The following is a 15,174-nucleotide window of genomic DNA, read 5'->3' as shown; positions in this document are numbered from 1 at the left end:
GTCGGGGCGGCTGCTCAGGCTCCGCCGATGGGGAGTTCCGAGCTGGTCGCGAGTGCTTCGGCGACACGGTGGCGGTGCCACGACGGAGTGCCCCATGCGCTGCGCAACGTGGTCGCCTTGGTGGACCACAGGTGCAGGTCGTGCTCGACCGTGTAGCCGATCGCCCCGTGTACTTGCAGTGCGACTCTCGCCGCCCGGTGAGCGGCGTCGGCGGTGACGATCTTGGCGGCGGACACGTCCCGAGCTGCCTGCCCGGTGGCGTCCCGTAGGGCCAGTGCGGCCCCGTTCACCACGGGACGCGCGAAGTCGAGTGCGATGCGGACGTCGGCGAGATGGTGTTTGACCGCTTGGAACTCGCCGATGGGACGGCCGAACTGGTGTCGTTGCCGAACGTGGTGCAGGCTCAGGTCGAGTAGGCGACGCCCGATGCCGAGCAGCTGGGCGGCGCAGCCGAACGCACCGTGCAGGAACGCCGCGTCGGCGTCGGCGCCCTCGAGTGCCTCGTCGCGCCGGCGCAGTGCGAACATCCGTCGTGCCGGGTCGAAGGACGGTTGTCCGTCCGAATCGGGTGTCGCACGGTAGGCCGCGTCGCCCACGCAGAGGTAGCGGTAGTCGGACCGGTCCGCGTCGAGGGCGAGACCTCCGTGGTCGGTGAACGCGACCGTGGCGATCGCCTCACCGGAACCGACCCGCGAGAGAACCGGCTCGGCGACCCCGGTGTGTTGCACGAGTTTCGGAATCGCGGCAAGCGTTTCGACGACGGGACCCGGCATCCCTGCGTAACCGAGTTCCTCCAGACACGCCGCGAGTTCCACCGGACCCGTCCCGAGACCGCCGTGCGATTCGGGAATCGCGACCCCGGTGACTCCCATCGACGCGAGCTTCTGCCACAGCGCCCACCAGGACGCGACGTCTCCTTGCGCCCAGTCGCGTGCGAGCGCCGGGAGGTGGCCGCGGCCGAGTAGATCACCGACGGCCTCGGCCATGTCTTGTTGCTCGCTGGTGCGTGTGAACCTCATCGAGACCCCCTCGGCAGCCCCAGGACGCGTTCGGCGATGACGTTGCGCTGGATTTCGTTGGTGCCCGCGTAGATCGGGCCCGCCAGGGAGAACAGGTAGCCGTCGAGCCACGCCCCCGACTCCGGTGCCTCCGTCGCGTCGGGAGTGAGTTCGCCGTGCGGCCCCAGCAGTTCCCACGCGGTCTCGTGCAGCGCGATGTCCAACTCGGACCAGAACACCTTGTTCACACTCGCTTCCGGCCCGATTTCGCCGCCGTCGAGCACCCGCGTGACGGTGTCGAAGGTCGCCAGCCGATACGCCTGCGCGCCGATCCACGCGTCGACCACGCGGTCGGTGATCGCGGACTGCGGGTGGGCGACGTCATGGTCCCCGCGTTCTCGCCACGTGCCGAGGAGTCGTTCGGCGGCGGCGAGGAATCGGCCGGGACTGCGTAACGAGAGGCCACGTTCGCTGCTCGCGGTGCTCATCGCGACGCGCCAGCCGTCGTCGACGGCGCCGAGTACGTCGTCGTCCGGTACGAACACCTCGTCGAGGAACAACTCGGCGAACGCGGGTTTGCCGTCCAGCCTGCCGATCGGCCGGACCGTGATCCCCGTGGCGTCGAGAGGGAAGACGAAGTACGTGAGTCCTTTGTGGCGCCGGGCGTCAGGGTCGGTGCGGAACAAGCCGAACGCCAGATCCGCGAAAGCCGCTCGGGAACTCCAGGTCTTCTGTCCGGACAACACCCAGCCACCGTCCACGCGACGCGCACGGCTGCGCAGGCTCGCGAGGTCGCTGCCCGCCTCCGGCTCGGACCATGCCTGCGCCCACACGTCCGCACCGCTGGCCATCCGGGGCAGGAAGCGTCGTTGCTGCTCGATCGTGCCGTGTTCGAACAAGGTGGGCGCCAGGAGGAAGATGCCGTTCTGTCCCACCCGCGCCGGCGCTCCGGCCGCGTAGTACTCCTCCTCGAACAGCAACCATCGCACCAGGGATGCCTCTCGTCCGCCGAACTCCTGCGGCCAGGACACGACCGACAACCGTGCGTCGTGGAGCAGCCGCTCCCATTCGCGGTGTGCGGCGAAGCCGTCCTCGGTCTCCAACGACGGCAGCGGCGTTCTCGGGACATGCTCGGCAAGCCAGGCTCGGACTTCGTCCCGGAATGCGAGATCCTCGGATGCGAACGACAGATCCATCGGGGTGCCTCACTGCTCCTGTGTGCCGTCGGAGCCGGACTTCTTCATGCTGCGGGCGTCCATCCCGCTCAGTGAGTCCTTACCGACCTCGGCGTTGTGTGCGTGGGCGAAGTGGTGCAGCCCGAACACGGAGTCGAGGCCGTTGCTCAGCCCCATGAGGTCTTCGGCCTGGTTCACTGCCTTCTTCGCCAAGGACAGACCGAACTGGGGCATCGCGGCGATGTCGGTGGCGAGTTCGGTCGTCGCCGTCTCGAGTTCGTCGCGGGCCACGACGGTGTTGACCATCCCGACTTCGTAGGCGCGCGCAGCGCTGATCCGCCGGCCGGTGAACAGGAACTCCTTGGCCATGCGCGGCCCGAGAACCCACGGGTGTGCGAAGTACTCCACGCCAGGGATGCCCATCCGCAGAACGGGATCGGCGAAGAACGCGTCCTCCGATGCGACGATGAGATCGCAGATCCAGGCGAGCATCAGGCCCCCGGCTACGCAGGCGCCCTGTACCGACGCCACGACGGGCTTCGGCATCTCGCGCCACCGCCGGCACATGCCGAGGTAGACCTCTTGCTCCCTGGCGAACCGGGACTCGCCGCCGCGACGCTCCGTGTGATCCCACCACAACCCGGCGCGGCGTTGGTACGCCACGTCGATGTCCCTGCCGGGTGAGCCGATGTCGTGCCCTGCCGAGAAGTGCTCACCTGCGGCCGCCAACACGATGACCGTCACCTCGGGGTCGGCGCAGGCTCGGTAAAAGGCGTCGTCGAGCGCGTAGGTCATCACCGAGTTCTGTGCGTTGCGGTACTGCGGCCGGTTCATCGTGACCATCGCGATCTCACCGCGCCGTTCGTAGCGAACGACCTCGTCGTCGTCCGTGATGGTCTCGCCGTCCTGCCGTGCCATCGGTGCTCCTCCGGCTCGTCGCTGCGGTTCGTTCCCGATCCTTGCCGAGGTTAGCGGAACAAACAAGTGCTTGGTAGGCTCACGGCGGTCCGAATCCCGGCGGAGCGAGCGAGGTGGGCAGGTGGATCTCACCGACAGCGCAGCGGAATCGGCCTTCCGCACGCAGGTGCGCGAATGGCTCGGTGATCACCTCACCGGTGACTTCGCCGAGGTCCGGGGGCTCGGCGGCCCCGGACGCGAGCACGAGGCGTTCGACGCGCGACTCGCGTGGGACCGCCACCTCGCCGACCACGGGTGGACCTGCCTGGGCTGGCCGACGGAGTTCGGCGGCCGAGGCGCCTCCATCCAGGAACAGGTGATCTTTCACGAGGAGTACGCCCAGGCGAACGCTCCGGTCCGGCTGAGCCACATCGGGGAGGAACTGCTCGGCCCGACCGTCATCGCGTTCGGCACACCGCAACAGCAGCAGCGTTTCCTTCCACCGATCGTCACCGTGCGCGAACTGTGGTGTCAGGGCTATTCCGAGCCAGGCGCGGGCTCGGACCTCGCCAACGTCTCGACCCGCGCGGAACGGGACGGCGGAGAATGGGTCGTGCACGGCCAGAAGGTGTGGACCTCGCACGCGCATTTCGCCGATTGGTGCTTCGTGCTCGCCCGCACCGATCCCGCGGAAACCCGGCACCACGGCTTGTCCTACTTGTTGGTGCCCATGCAGCAGCCCGGTATCGAGGTGCGCCCGATCACTCAGCTCACCGGAACGTCGGAGTTCAACGAGGTTTTCTTCGACGGCGCCCGTGCCGATGCCCATCACGTCGTCGGCGAGGTCGGGGACGGCTGGCGGGTCGCGATGGGCACCCTCGGCTTCGAACGCGGGATCGGCACCGTCGACCAGCAGGTCGTCTTTCGCCGGGAGCTCCAGGGCATCACCGACTTGGCGAGAGCCAACGGGGCGCTCGAGGATCCCGTGCTGCGCGACAAGATCGTCCGCGCGTGGACCGGGCTGGAGATCATGCGCTTCAACGTGCTGCGCACCTTGACCGGCGTCGCCAACGGAACCGCCGGCTCCGAAGCCTCGATCGCGAAGCTGTACTGGGCGCGTTTTCACCGCGGTCTCGGGGAGCTGGCCATGGAGGTCGCCGGGGCTGACGGTCTGCTCACCGACGGCCCGCCGTACGAACTCGACGAACACCAGCGGCTGTTCCTGTTCACCCGGGCCGACACCATCTACGGCGGTTCCGACGAGATCCAACGCAACATCATCGCCGAGCGAGTGCTCGGACTTCCCAAGGAGGTTCGCCCGTGACCGCCAGTCCGTCCGCGCCGGAACGAACCGCGGCGCACAACCTGCTCGCGGGCAAGACGGCCGTGGTCACGGCCGCCGCAGGCAGCGGTATCGGTTCGGCCACGGCGCGCCGGATGGTCGAGGAAGGCGCCCGCGTCGTCGTCAGCGACCACCACGAGCGCAGACTCGAAGCCGTGCACGCGGAACTCGGCGAGATCCCGGGGGCCGAAGTCGTGTCGGTGCCGTGCGACGTGACCGACGAGGACCAGGTGACGCGACTGCTCGACACGGCGGCCGTCGAGTTCGGCGGAGTGGACGTGCTGGTCAACAACGCCGGACTCGGTGGAACGGCGTCGATCCAGGACATGACCGACGACCAGTGGAACAAGGTCCTCGACGTGACGCTCAACGGCACGTTCCGATGCACCCGCGCGGCCGTGCGCCGGTTCCGGGACCAGGGCGGTGGGGGCGTGGTGGTCAACAACGCCTCGGTCGTCGGGTGGCGTGCCCAGGCCGGGCAGGCGCACTATGCGGCGGCGAAGGCGGGCGTCATGGCCCTGACCCGGTGTGCGGCGATCGACGCGGCCCCGTTGGGGGTGCGGATCAATGCGGTCGCCCCGAGCCTGGTGATGCACGCGAACCTCGCGAAGGTGACGTCGGACGAACTGCTCGGGGAGCTCACCTCCCGTGAGGCGTTCGGCCGTTCCGCGGAACCGTGGGAGGTCGCCAATGTCATCGTGTTCCTCGCCAGCGGGTACTCCACCTACCTCACCGGAGAGGTCGTCTCGGTGAGCAATCAGCACGCGTGAGGCGCCGGGACCGTGCGAGCCCGGCGCACGGCCCGCATCGGCTTTGAGACACTGGGCAGGTCGAAGGGACGTCCATCGTGGCAGGAACCAGGCGCGCGTCGACGCGGACGAACGGCACACGGGAGAACGCTCGTGGCTCGCAGCGGCGCGCGGAGTTGCTGACCATCGCCGCGAATCTGTTCGCCACCCGAGGTTTCCTCGCCACCACCGTGCGCGACATCGCCGACGAAGCCGGAATCCTCTCGGGCAGTCTCTACCACCACTTCGACTCGAAGGAGTCGATGGTCGACGAGATCCTCCGCGAGTTCCTGGACTACCAACAGCGCAGCTACGACGACATCCTCGGAGAAGCCGAGGACGCGCGGACCGCGGTCATCGAGCTCGTGCGGCAGTCCTTCCGGGCGATGCCGCAGTATCGCTCGGCGATCGCGATCTTCCAGAACGAGGCGAACCATCTCGCCCAGTTCGAGCGATTCGCCTACCTGGACAAGGCCGCCGCCGAGTTCGAGCGGATGTGGATCCGCGTGTTGCAGGACGGCCAGGAGCAAGGACTGTTCCGGCCGGATCTCAACGTGAAGCTGGTCTACCGGTTCATCCGGGACACCGTGTGGACGGCTGTGCACTGGTACAACCCGCGCGGCAGGCTGACGGCGAACGTGATCGCCGACGAGTACGTCAAACTCGTCTGCCACGGCCTCATGGAGGCGTGAGCCTTTTTGGTGGCTGGGGCCACCAAAAAGGCTCACGCGTCGGTGACCTGCGTGGTTGCGTTCGTCTGGAGCACGGAGGCGGCCTCGGTGACCAACCCGTCGATCAGTTCCGCGCAGCTGGGCAGGTCGTCGATCATGCCGACGACCTGACCGGAGGGCAGGATTCCGGCCTCCGGATCGCCGTCGACCAGCGCGGCCTTGATGAGCATCGGAGTGTTCGCCGCGAGCAACAACCGGTGCCACGGAAGCTGCTGTGCCTTGCGCATCGCGAGCCCGTCGGTGACGAGACCGCGCCACGACAGCCCCATCATGCGTTTGAAACCGACCGCTTGACGAATTGCCCCGGGGAGTCGCCGCAGTGACCCGGAACGCTCGGCGGAATCGGACACGTCGGTTCGGATCATCCGGTGTGGCAGTCCGTCCACTCGGGACGTCACGAGCGTGTCCGTGCATGCGGACGCGAGGTAGCGCTGCTTGACCTCGTCCGGAACCGCGCTGTCCCGCGTCATCAGGAATCGTGTTCCCATCGCGACGCCCGCCGCGCCGTAACACAGCGCGGCAGCCAACCCGCGTCCGTCGAAGAACCCACCCGCGGCGATCACCGGAATGTCCACGGCATCGACGACCTGGGGAACGAGCAGCGTCGTGGCGACCGGGCCGGTGTGGCCGCCGCCTTCGCCGCCCTGAACCAGAACCGCGTCCGCACCCCACGCTGCCACCTTCTCCGCGTGTCTGCGCGCACCCACCGAGGGGATCACGACGATCCCGGCGTCCTTGAGCTTGCCGATGAGTCGTTGGTTCGGTGCCAGGGCGAACGACGCGACCCGGACTCCTTCGCGGATGAGCAGATCGACGCGCTGCTCGGCGTCCTCGGCGTCGGCGCGGAGGTTCACGCCGAACGGTTCATCGGTGCGCTCTTTGACCTCGTGTATCGCGTCGGTGAGCTGCTCGATGCCCATCGTGGCCGAGGCGAGAATGCCGAGCCCGCCACCGTTGGCCGTCGCCGAGACCAGCCGCGGTCCCGCCACCCAGCCCATGCCCGTCTGCACCACCGGGTGCCGCACGCCGACCAGGTCGCACAGTGGCGTTCGAAGCGACACCGTCACTGCGCCACCTCCTGCGAGCGGAGGTCCTTCGGGTCGACAGTGCTTCGAATGAGGTCGAGTTCCTCGCTCGTGGGAAGTCGCGTCTGTTCCACCGTGTCGATCGCGAGCGGGAACCCGGTGTTCTCCTGTACTTGCTCGACCGTGACGCCCGGATGCACCGAACGCAGCCGCATGGTCGCCTCGGGTCCGGCGAAGTCGAGAACGGCGAGATCGGTGACGACGACGCTGACGTCGTGATAGCGAGCGCCGACCCGCCGGGCACGGTCGTGACCCACCCCGGAGACGACGTCGACCGACTCGACGAACACGCGCGGGCCGTGCTGGGGAATCCAGTAGTTCGTGGTGTGGTTGATCGTGTTCCCCGGCGCTCCGCGCACGCCGATCAGTTGCACCTTCGGGGCGTCCCACGTGCCGATCCGGGAGATGTTCTGGTTGCCGTGGCGGTCGATCTGGGTCGCGCCCATCATCACGCGGCGTTGTCCGCCTGCCAGCATGTCGAGCACCTTGCGGTACGGCATCCACCCTTCGACGGTGGCGCCGTCCGCGCCGGACCCCATCGGAGGGACGTCAGCCAGCAGTTGTGCCTCGCCGTCCGTGAGCAGCAGTTCCGGCGCCGTGGTGAGCTTGGCCAGCCGCGCGCCGACGGTCGGCACGATGCCGATGGGGGAGGCGAGCACCGTCCCCGCGTCGGCCCACGAGTCCGCGCAGGCGACCGCACAGACCTCGGCCCGCGTCACGTCGTTCATCGGACCCTCGCCTCCTGCCGTTCTGTCGCGCCGGCGTGGAACGCGTCGACGGCCTGCTGGTAGTCGGACTCGTCGCCGCTGAGGAAGCGTTCGCGAAACTCCTGCCACGCCTCGGCGGACTTTCCGCTCGCGGCGTACTGCCTCTGGAACGGCTCATCCCGCTCGTGGTCGGGAACGCAACTGGTGAAATGGGCACCGTTCGGCGTTTCCACCACCCCCGTGGTGTGGGTTCGATCGAGCAGCAGGGAGGGCAACGGCCCGGTGTGCAGAAGTTCCTCTGTGGACACGAGCTGCTCACAACTCACGTACGCCTCGGCGGCCGCCGCACAGAACAGATCGTCGAAGTACGGGTCGGGACCGAGGTACTGGCCGTTGCCTGCCCGATCCGCTCGATTCATGTGCACCAGCGCGACGTCGAGCTCCAATGCGGGCATCGCGACGAGTTCTTCGCCGTCCGCGTACGGCGAAGTGACGGTCGTCAACCCGGGGTTGAGTGCCATCACGTCCGAGCCGAGGCCGGCGCGGGTCGGCAGGAACGGAAGCCGCGCCGCGGCCGCACGGAGTCCAGCCAGCACCATGCCCTCGTCGTACTCGGCGACGTCGAGCTCACCGCGCTGCCGTGCGGCGCGGAAGTGCGGGTCGAGTGGCACGGAGTCCAGCGAGACGAACCCGTACACGACTTTGCGGAGCTTCCCAGCCGCCGCGAGCAGTCCGACGTCGGGACCGCCGTAGGAGACCAGTGTCAGGTCCCGGAGTTCGGAGCGCAGGATCGCCCGCACCAGCGCCATCGGTTTGCGGCGTGACCCCCAGCCGCCGATGCCGATCGTCATTCCGTCCCGGAGCCGGGACACGACTCCGTCGACGGTCGTGGATCTGTCCTGCACCGTCATTTCCTCCTGCCGTCCCTGGACGGTCCTGTGTGGACCGCGGCGGTCGAGTCATCGCGACGACCGAACGTGTTGCGTACGCGTTCGGCGACCCCGTCGAGGTTGAGCTCGAAGGTGAATCCCTGCTCGAAGCGGTAGCTGCGGTGCACGTCGACCGGGTCGATCCCGTTGAGCGACTCCTTGGCCTTGCGGATGATCAGCGGATCCTTCGCCGCGATCTCACCGGCGAGTTCGAGTGCCGTGTCGAGCAGGTCCTCGCGGGCCACGACCCGCCACACCGAACCGAAATGCTCGAGCTGCTGCGCGGTCACCGTCCTGCCGGTGTAGAACAGCGTCCGCATCAGGTGCTGCGGAACCAGCCTCGCGAGGTGGGTCGCGGCTCCGAGTGCGCCGCGGTCGATCTCGGGGAGACCGAACGTGGCGTCGTCAGAGGCGACGACGACGTCGGAGTTGCCGACCAGGCCGATGCCGCCGCCGACGCAGAACCCGTGCACCGCGCTGATGACTGGAACCGGGCAGTCGTAGACGCCGGCGAAAGCCGCGTAACAACCGTGATTGACCGCGACGAGCGTGGAGTGGTCCTCGGCGGCGGCGAGTTCCTTGATGTCGACCCCCGCGTTGAAGCCGCGTCCTTCTGCTCGGAGAACGACCACGCGGGTGTGCGGGTCGGCTCCGCTTTCCCGGAGCGCGTCGGCGAGTGCGAACCAGCCGTCGACCGGCAGCGCGTTCACCGGAGGGTGATCGACGGTGAGGATCACGACCCCGTCGTCGCGGCGCTCGATGCGTGTGCCCATGCCACCTGCCAAACCTAGCACTTGTTTGGTTCGGTTGGTACGGTAGCAACGCGACGCGGCCACCGCCAGTGTCGGAATTCGCCGCGGCGAAGGGAGATTCGGTGAGTGTGCAGATCGATCTGACCGGTCGGGTCGCCCTCGTCACGGGCGGCACGAAAGGAGTGGGCGCGGGGATCGCCACGGTGTTCCTGCGCGCGGGAGCCGAGGTGTACGTGTGCTCGCGACACGAGCCGGACGAGCTCCCTGTCGTCGAGGGACGCACCGCCCGCTTCGTCCCGGCCGACGTTCGCGACCCGGATCAGGTCGACGCCGTCGTGGAGACGGTGCGGGACGAATCGGGACGGTTGGACACGCTGGTGAACAACGCGGGCGGAGCACCGCCTACCGACACGCTGTCGGCGTCGATGCGGTTCCACTCGAAGATCGTGGAGCTGAATCTGCTGGCGCCACTGACGACGTCGCGGTGCGCGTGGCCGATGCTGCGGGACAGCGGTGGTTCCATCGTGATGATCAGCAGTATCGCCGCGACCCGCCCGGCACCGGGCGTGGCGTCGTACGGGGCGGCCAAAGCAGGACTCGCCAACCTGACGCGGACCCTCGCCTGGGAGTTCGCGCCGCACGTGCGGGTCAACGCGATCACGTTGGGCCTGGCCAGGACCGAAGCATTCGAGGAGCACTACGGCGCCGACGACGGAGGCGCGACGGCGGCCATCCCGCTGGGCCGGGCCGCCGACCCCGTCGACGTCGGCAACACCTGCGTGTTCCTCGCCTCGCCGTTGGCGGCCTACGTCAGCGGTGCTCAGCTGGCAGTGGACGGTGGCGGCGAGTCGCCGGGACACCTGGCGGCGTTCACCAGGTCCGATCACCGAGCGCACGCCACGAGCTGACGAGGTGCGTCGCGCTCGCGGCCGTGGCCTCGACGACGGCAGTACCGGCAACGACAGGAGGAACAGTGTCCGGCATCTGTGAGGACCGGGTCGTCATCGTCACCGGAGCGGGTCGCGGACTCGGCCGCGCGCACGCGCGTGCTTTCGCGGCGCACGGCGCGAAGGTCGTGGTCAACGACGTCGGCGTCGAGTTGGATGGGTCGGGTGGTGCCACCACGCCCGGCGACGAGGTGGCGCGCGAGATCGTCGACGCCGGTGGCTCGGCGGTCGTGCACCGCGCCGACGTGGCCGACTGGAACCAGGCACGCGAGCTCGTCGACTTCGCGGTCGAGACCTATGGGCGGCTCGACGTGCTGGTGAACAACGCGGGCGTGGTCCGGGACCGGATGTTCGTCAATCTCTCCGAACAGGAGTGGGACGACGTGGTCCGGGTGCACCTCAAGGGGCACGCGGCGACGATGCGCCACGCCGCCGCGTACTGGCGCGGTTGCTCGCGGGCCGGCGAGCCTGTCGACGCGCGGGTGGTGAACACGGCCTCCGGAGCGGGCCTGCTGGGCAGCATCGGCCAGAGCAACTACGCCGCGGCCAAGGCCGGGATCGCCGCTCTGACGATCAACACGGCGGCCGAGCTGGGCCGCTACGGGGTGACGGTCAACGCCATCGCACCGTCCGCGCGGACGCGTATGACGGAGGAGGTGTTCCGGGACAGGATGGCTGCCCCGGGCGCGCAGACCTTCGACGCGATGGCGCCCGAGAACGTCTCGCCGCTGGTGGTCTGGCTCGGCAGCGCGGAGTCGCGGGAGGTCACCGGCCGGATGTTCGAGGTCGAGGGGGGTGCGGTCGCGTTGGCCACGGGCTGGCGGCATGGTCCGGAGCGGACGGCGGAGCGTCGCTGGGAGGCCGCCGAGCTCGGCGCCGCGATCAAGGACCTCGTGGCCGAGGCGCCGGCGCCGGAGCCGGTGTACGGAGCCGTGTGAACCACCACCCGGTGAGGTCCGCACCGAGGCGGTCTCACTCTGTGGACGTCGCTGAATCGTGTGGACTTCATCGGAAAATCCTGCGAAGTGGGAACGAAGGCGGATGTGACCGCTTTGTGACGTAACTCATAGGGCTTCGGGAAAAATTGAGCGAGCGTACGCGGAATTGATTTCGTCGGCCTCCCGGGCGAACAGTTCGTGGGCGAGACAGAGTATGACGAGAGAGGTGCGGCGGGTATGAATTTCCGGAACACAGAGGAATGCTGCCCGACGTTCCGGTCGGGGGTTTCCGATGTGAGGGTGGACGGTCGCGCGCACGGAACCGGAGACACGGTGCAGCGCGCTCGATCATTCTCCCTCGGTTTGTCCGGCGGGTCGCGTCCTCGTTATGCCGGGGCATCAACGGGTCGAGTCTGCGCGCTGCGGTGCGGTCCCGCAGGCGGCGTGAAGACGGAGGGGCGTGCGAGAGCCACGTGCGGTCGCGATCGTCATCCCGGCGCGCGCGTCGGTTCCATGCGGGGATGGTCGTGCCGATCCGTTCGCGAGTCGGTCATTCCCTCGTTCCTGTGCGGTTCACGGATGGTCGAAAAGTGTTTCCCTCGGTGCATTTCTTCGGAACAACGCGACAACGGAGGCGAGTCGACTTCGCGATCACCTCGCGAAATCGACTCACGATGGACCGGGGAGAATTCCTCGTCGGACCCGGGACCGCGCGTATCCTGTCAGCGGACAACGCGTCGATCCCGGGGGCTACTGCGAGTAGGAGCGACTGCGGGAGGTTGTATCGTGCGCGTGGTGGAAGAAGAAGTTTCTCCGCACGGCGAAAGGGCACTGGTCCAGTGGTGACGACGAACGGGCAGCACGCCGCTCAGCCGGTGAACGGCTCCGGCGAGGAAGCCGTGCAGGTCAGCCGCGTGGTGATTCGGTTCGCCGGGGACTCCGGCGACGGCATGCAGCTGACCGGCGACCGGTTCACCTCGGAAGCGGCCGCGTTCGGCAACGACCTGGCGACGCTGCCGAACTTCCCCGCGGAGATTCGCGCGCCCGCCGGGACGCTGCCCGGTGTGTCCAGCTTCCAGCTGCACTTCGCCGACTACGACATCCTCACGCCCGGCGACCGGCCGGACGTGCTCGTGGCGATGAACCCCGCGGCCCTCAAAGCCAACATCGGCGACCTGCCGCACGGCGGGATCCTGATCGTCAACATCGACGAGTTCACCAAGCGGAACCTGACCAAGGTCGGCTACGAGTCGAACCCGCTGGAGACTCCCGACCTGGAGCGCTATCAGGTGCACCAGGTCTCCATGACGGAGTTGACCAAGGGCGCCGTGGAGCCGACCGGCCTCTCGCGCAAGGAGGCCGAGCGGGCGAAGAACATGTTCGCGCTCGGCCTGCTGTCGTGGATGTACCACCGGCCCACCGAGGGCACCGAGGCGTTCCTGCGCGAGAAGTTCGCCAAGAAGCCGGACGTGGCCGAGGCGAACGTGCTGGCGTTCCGGGCCGGATGGAACTACGGCGAGACCACCGAGTCGTTCGCGGTGACCTACGAGGTCGCCCCGGCCACGCTGCCGGAAGGCACCTACCGGCAGATCACCGGCAACGCGGCGCTCGCCTACGGCCTGGTCTCCGCCGGGCACTGCAGCGGGCTCGATCTGTTCCTGGGCAGCTATCCGATCACCCCCGCCTCGGACGTGCTCCACGAGCTCTCCAAGCACAAGAACTTCGGCGTGACCTCGTTCCAGGCAGAGGACGAGATCGCCGGGGTCGGTGCCGCGCTCGGTGCCGCGTTCGGCGGTGCGTTGGGCGTGACGACGACCTCCGGACCGGGCCTCGCGCTGAAGTCGGAGACGATCGGTCTGGCGGTCACGCTCGAACTGCCGCTGCTGATCTGCGACATCCAGCGGGGCGGCCCGTCGACCGGTCTGCCGACCAAGACCGAGCAGGCCGACCTGTTGCAGGCGCTCTACGGCCGCAACGGCGAGTCGCCGGTGCCGGTGATCGCACCCTGCTCGCCGTCGGACTGCTTCGACGTGGCGCTCGAGGCCGCCCGGATCGCGTTGCGCTACCGGACGCCGGTGCTGCTGCTCTCGGACGGTGCGGTCGCCAACGGCTCGGAGCCGTGGATGATCCCGGACGTGGCCGACCTGCCCGACCTTCGCGTGTCGTTCGCGACCGAGCCGAACGCTCCGGATGGCTCGGGTGAGTTCTGGCCGTACCTGCGGGACCCGGAGACTCTTGCGCGGGAGTGGGCCGTGCCCGGTACGCCGGGGGTGGAACACCGCGTCGGCGGTCTGGAGAAGGCCGACGGCCCCGGCCACATCTCCTACGACCCGAGCAACCACGACCGCATGGTGCGGCTCCGTCAGTCCAAGGTGGACGGTATCGAGGTCCCCGACATCGAGGTCGACGACCCGTCCGGCGCCGCCGACGTGCTCGTCCTCGGGTGGGGCTCGTCGTTCGGCCCGATCGGCGCGGCCTGCAGGCGGGTGCGCAGCAAGGGCATGCGTGTCGCGCAAGCACACCTGCGCTACCTGAACCCGATGCCGGGCAACCTCGGCGAGGTGCTGCGGCGCTACGACAAAGTGATCGTGCCGGAGATGAACATGGGGCAGCTGGCGATGCTGCTGCGGGCCCGGTACCTGGTGGACGCGATCAGTCACACCAAGGTGGAAGGCCTGCCGTTCCGCGCGGAGGAGCTGGAGAACGTGCTGACCGACTTCGTTCAGGGGGTGACGGCGTGACGACCGACCTCGGACTCCCCACACCGGGCGGCCTGGCCGGTGTTCCGACCACCGACGAGCAGCAGAAGGCGAAGGACTACAAGTCCGACCAGGAAGTGCGCTGGTGCCCGGGCTGCGGTGACTACATCGTGCTCAACGCGGTGCAGAGTTTCCTGCCCTCGCTCGGGCTCAAGCGCGAGAACATCGTGTTCGTCTCGGGGATCGGCTGTTCCTCGCGGTTCCCGTACTACATGAACACCTACGGGATGCACTCCATCCACGGGCGTGCGCCCGCCATCGCGACCGGCCTGGCGGCCTCGCGGGAGGACCTGTCGGTGTGGGTGGTCACCGGTGACGGCGACGCGCTCTCCATCGGCGGCAACCACCTGATCCACGCGTTGCGGCGCAACGTCAACCTCAAGATCCTGTTGTTCAACAACCGGATCTACGGACTGACGAAGGGCCAGTACTCGCCGACCAGTGAGGTCGGCAAGGTCACCAAGTCGACCCCGGCAGGCTCGGTCGACCATCCGTTCAACCCGGTGTCCCTGGCGCTGGGTGCCGAGGCGAGTTTCGTGGCGCGCACGCTGGATTCCGACCGTGCGCACGTGACGGAGACGTTGCAGGCCGCCGCCGAACACCGGGGTAGCGCTCTGGTGGAGATCTACCAGAACTGCCCGATCTTCAACGACGGCGCGTTCGACGTCCTCAAGGACAACGACGAGAAGCAGCGCCGCATCATTCCGCTGCGCCACGGGGAGCCGATCGTGTTCGGGCCCGAGGGCGAGCAGCGGTGCGTGGTCCGTGACGACGACGGTGAGCTCACGATCGCCAAGAGCTCCGACGTCGACTCCTCGGCGATCGTGGTGCACGACGCCGAGCGTGCGGACTCCTCGTTCGCGTTCGCGCTGTCCCGTCTCGGTGGTCAGGATCTCGACCCGACGGTGACGGGTGTGTTCCGCGCGACGCAGCGCCCGGTTTACGACGACTTGGTGCGGGCTCAGACCGCGGAAGCGGCGCAGAGTTCGCCGCCGGACCTGCAGAGCCTGCTCACGGGTCGCGACACCTGGACGATCTGAGCGGTTCCGAATCCTCGAACGAACAGAACGCCCCGGCGCGACGCAGGATCCGAGGGATCCGGGCTTCGCGCCGGGGCGTTCATCAT

At 68.3% G+C, this 15,174-nt stretch carries 14 protein-coding genes; 7 read left to right on the top strand and 7 right to left on the bottom strand.

The annotated features are described in order from the left end of the window. Positions 1-14: 14 nt before the first annotated feature. The 3 genes from GIY23_RS13165 to GIY23_RS13155 are packed head-to-tail and all read right to left on the bottom strand — an operon-like array spanning position 15 to position 3,091. Positions 15-1,019 carry an acyl-CoA dehydrogenase family protein gene (locus GIY23_RS13165; protein ID WP_154076929.1) on the bottom strand — a complete coding sequence of 335 codons (1,005 nt, stop codon included), beginning with the start codon at positions 1,017-1,019 and terminating at the stop codon, positions 15-17. Next, positions 1,016-2,194 carry an acyl-CoA dehydrogenase family protein gene (locus tag GIY23_RS13160; protein WP_154076928.1) on the bottom strand — a complete coding sequence of 393 codons (1,179 nt, stop codon included), beginning with the start codon at positions 2,192-2,194 and terminating at the stop codon, positions 1,016-1,018. The genes GIY23_RS13165 and GIY23_RS13160 overlap by 4 nt, the downstream gene beginning before the upstream one ends. 9 nt (positions 2,195-2,203) lie before the next feature. Beyond that, positions 2,204-3,091 carry an enoyl-CoA hydratase gene (locus GIY23_RS13155; protein WP_154076927.1) on the bottom strand — a complete coding sequence of 296 codons (888 nt, stop codon included), beginning with the start codon at positions 3,089-3,091 and terminating at the stop codon, positions 2,204-2,206. Between the two features lie 121 nt (positions 3,092-3,212). On the opposite strand from GIY23_RS13155, the gene GIY23_RS13150 reads away from it, so the two are divergent. The 3 genes from GIY23_RS13150 to GIY23_RS13140 all read left to right on the top strand — a co-directional run bounded on the left by GIY23_RS13150 (position 3,213) and on the right by GIY23_RS13140 (position 5,892). Next, positions 3,213-4,394, top strand: a complete 1,182-nt coding sequence (locus GIY23_RS13150) for an acyl-CoA dehydrogenase family protein (protein WP_228717270.1) — start codon at positions 3,213-3,215, stop codon at positions 4,392-4,394. Further along, the gene (locus GIY23_RS13145; protein WP_154076925.1) at positions 4,391-5,182 is read left to right on the top strand and encodes an SDR family oxidoreductase; all 792 of its coding nucleotides are present in this window, start codon (positions 4,391-4,393) and stop codon (positions 5,180-5,182) included. The genes GIY23_RS13150 and GIY23_RS13145 overlap by 4 nt, the downstream gene beginning before the upstream one ends. Positions 5,183-5,259: 77 nt before the next feature. Further along, on the top strand, positions 5,260-5,892 hold the full coding sequence (locus GIY23_RS13140; RefSeq protein WP_154076924.1) for a TetR/AcrR family transcriptional regulator: 633 nt from the start codon (positions 5,260-5,262) through the stop codon (positions 5,890-5,892). A gap of 32 nt (positions 5,893-5,924) precedes the next feature. Here GIY23_RS13140 and GIY23_RS13135 read toward each other — a convergent pair whose 3' ends face one another. Genes GIY23_RS13135 through GIY23_RS13120 form a run of 4 tightly spaced genes read right to left on the bottom strand, consistent with a single transcriptional unit; the run spans position 5,925 to position 9,425 of the window. Then, a complete protein-coding gene (locus GIY23_RS13135) occupies positions 5,925-6,992 on the bottom strand; it encodes an NAD(P)H-dependent flavin oxidoreductase (protein WP_222850374.1) in 1,068 nt (355 codons plus the stop codon). Positions 6,993-6,994: 2 nt separating this feature from the next. Continuing rightward, positions 6,995-7,744 carry a CoA-transferase subunit beta gene (locus GIY23_RS13130; RefSeq protein WP_154076922.1) on the bottom strand — a complete coding sequence of 250 codons (750 nt, stop codon included), beginning with the start codon at positions 7,742-7,744 and terminating at the stop codon, positions 6,995-6,997. After that, a complete protein-coding gene (locus tag GIY23_RS13125) occupies positions 7,741-8,628 on the bottom strand; it encodes a CoA transferase subunit A (RefSeq protein WP_222850373.1) in 888 nt (295 codons plus the stop codon). Before GIY23_RS13125 ends, GIY23_RS13130 begins: the two co-directional genes overlap by 4 nt. A 2-nt stretch (positions 8,629-8,630) precedes the next feature. Then, the gene (locus tag GIY23_RS13120; protein ID WP_154076920.1) at positions 8,631-9,425 is read right to left on the bottom strand and encodes an enoyl-CoA hydratase family protein; all 795 of its coding nucleotides are present in this window, start codon (positions 9,423-9,425) and stop codon (positions 8,631-8,633) included. A 101-nt stretch (positions 9,426-9,526) separates the two neighbouring features. Here GIY23_RS13120 and GIY23_RS13115 point away from each other — a divergent pair, with 101 nt between their 5' ends. The 4 genes from GIY23_RS13115 (at position 9,527) to GIY23_RS13100 (ending at position 15,088) form a co-directional block, all read left to right on the top strand. Further along, complete coding sequence (locus GIY23_RS13115; RefSeq protein WP_154076919.1) at positions 9,527-10,312, top strand: SDR family oxidoreductase; 786 nt, start codon at positions 9,527-9,529, stop codon at positions 10,310-10,312. Between the two features lie 65 nt (positions 10,313-10,377). After that, positions 10,378-11,289, top strand: a complete 912-nt coding sequence (locus GIY23_RS13110; RefSeq protein ID WP_154076918.1) for an SDR family oxidoreductase — start codon at positions 10,378-10,380, stop codon at positions 11,287-11,289. A gap of 875 nt (positions 11,290-12,164) precedes the next feature. Next, positions 12,165-14,030, top strand: coding sequence for a 2-oxoacid:acceptor oxidoreductase subunit alpha (locus tag GIY23_RS13105; protein WP_407646875.1), 1,866 nt, complete (start codon positions 12,165-12,167; stop codon positions 14,028-14,030). Next, positions 14,027-15,088 (top strand): 2-oxoacid:ferredoxin oxidoreductase subunit beta, encoded by a 1,062-nt coding sequence (locus tag GIY23_RS13100; protein ID WP_154076916.1) that lies wholly within the window; start codon positions 14,027-14,029, stop codon positions 15,086-15,088. The genes GIY23_RS13105 and GIY23_RS13100 overlap by 4 nt, the downstream gene beginning before the upstream one ends. Positions 15,089-15,174: the final 86 nt, after the last annotated feature.

It is taken from the genome of Allosaccharopolyspora coralli, from assembly GCF_009664835.1.
Classification (GTDB): Bacteria; Actinomycetota; Actinomycetes; order Mycobacteriales; family Pseudonocardiaceae; genus Allosaccharopolyspora; species Allosaccharopolyspora coralli.
This window is presented reverse-complemented; position numbering and strand designations above follow the sequence as displayed.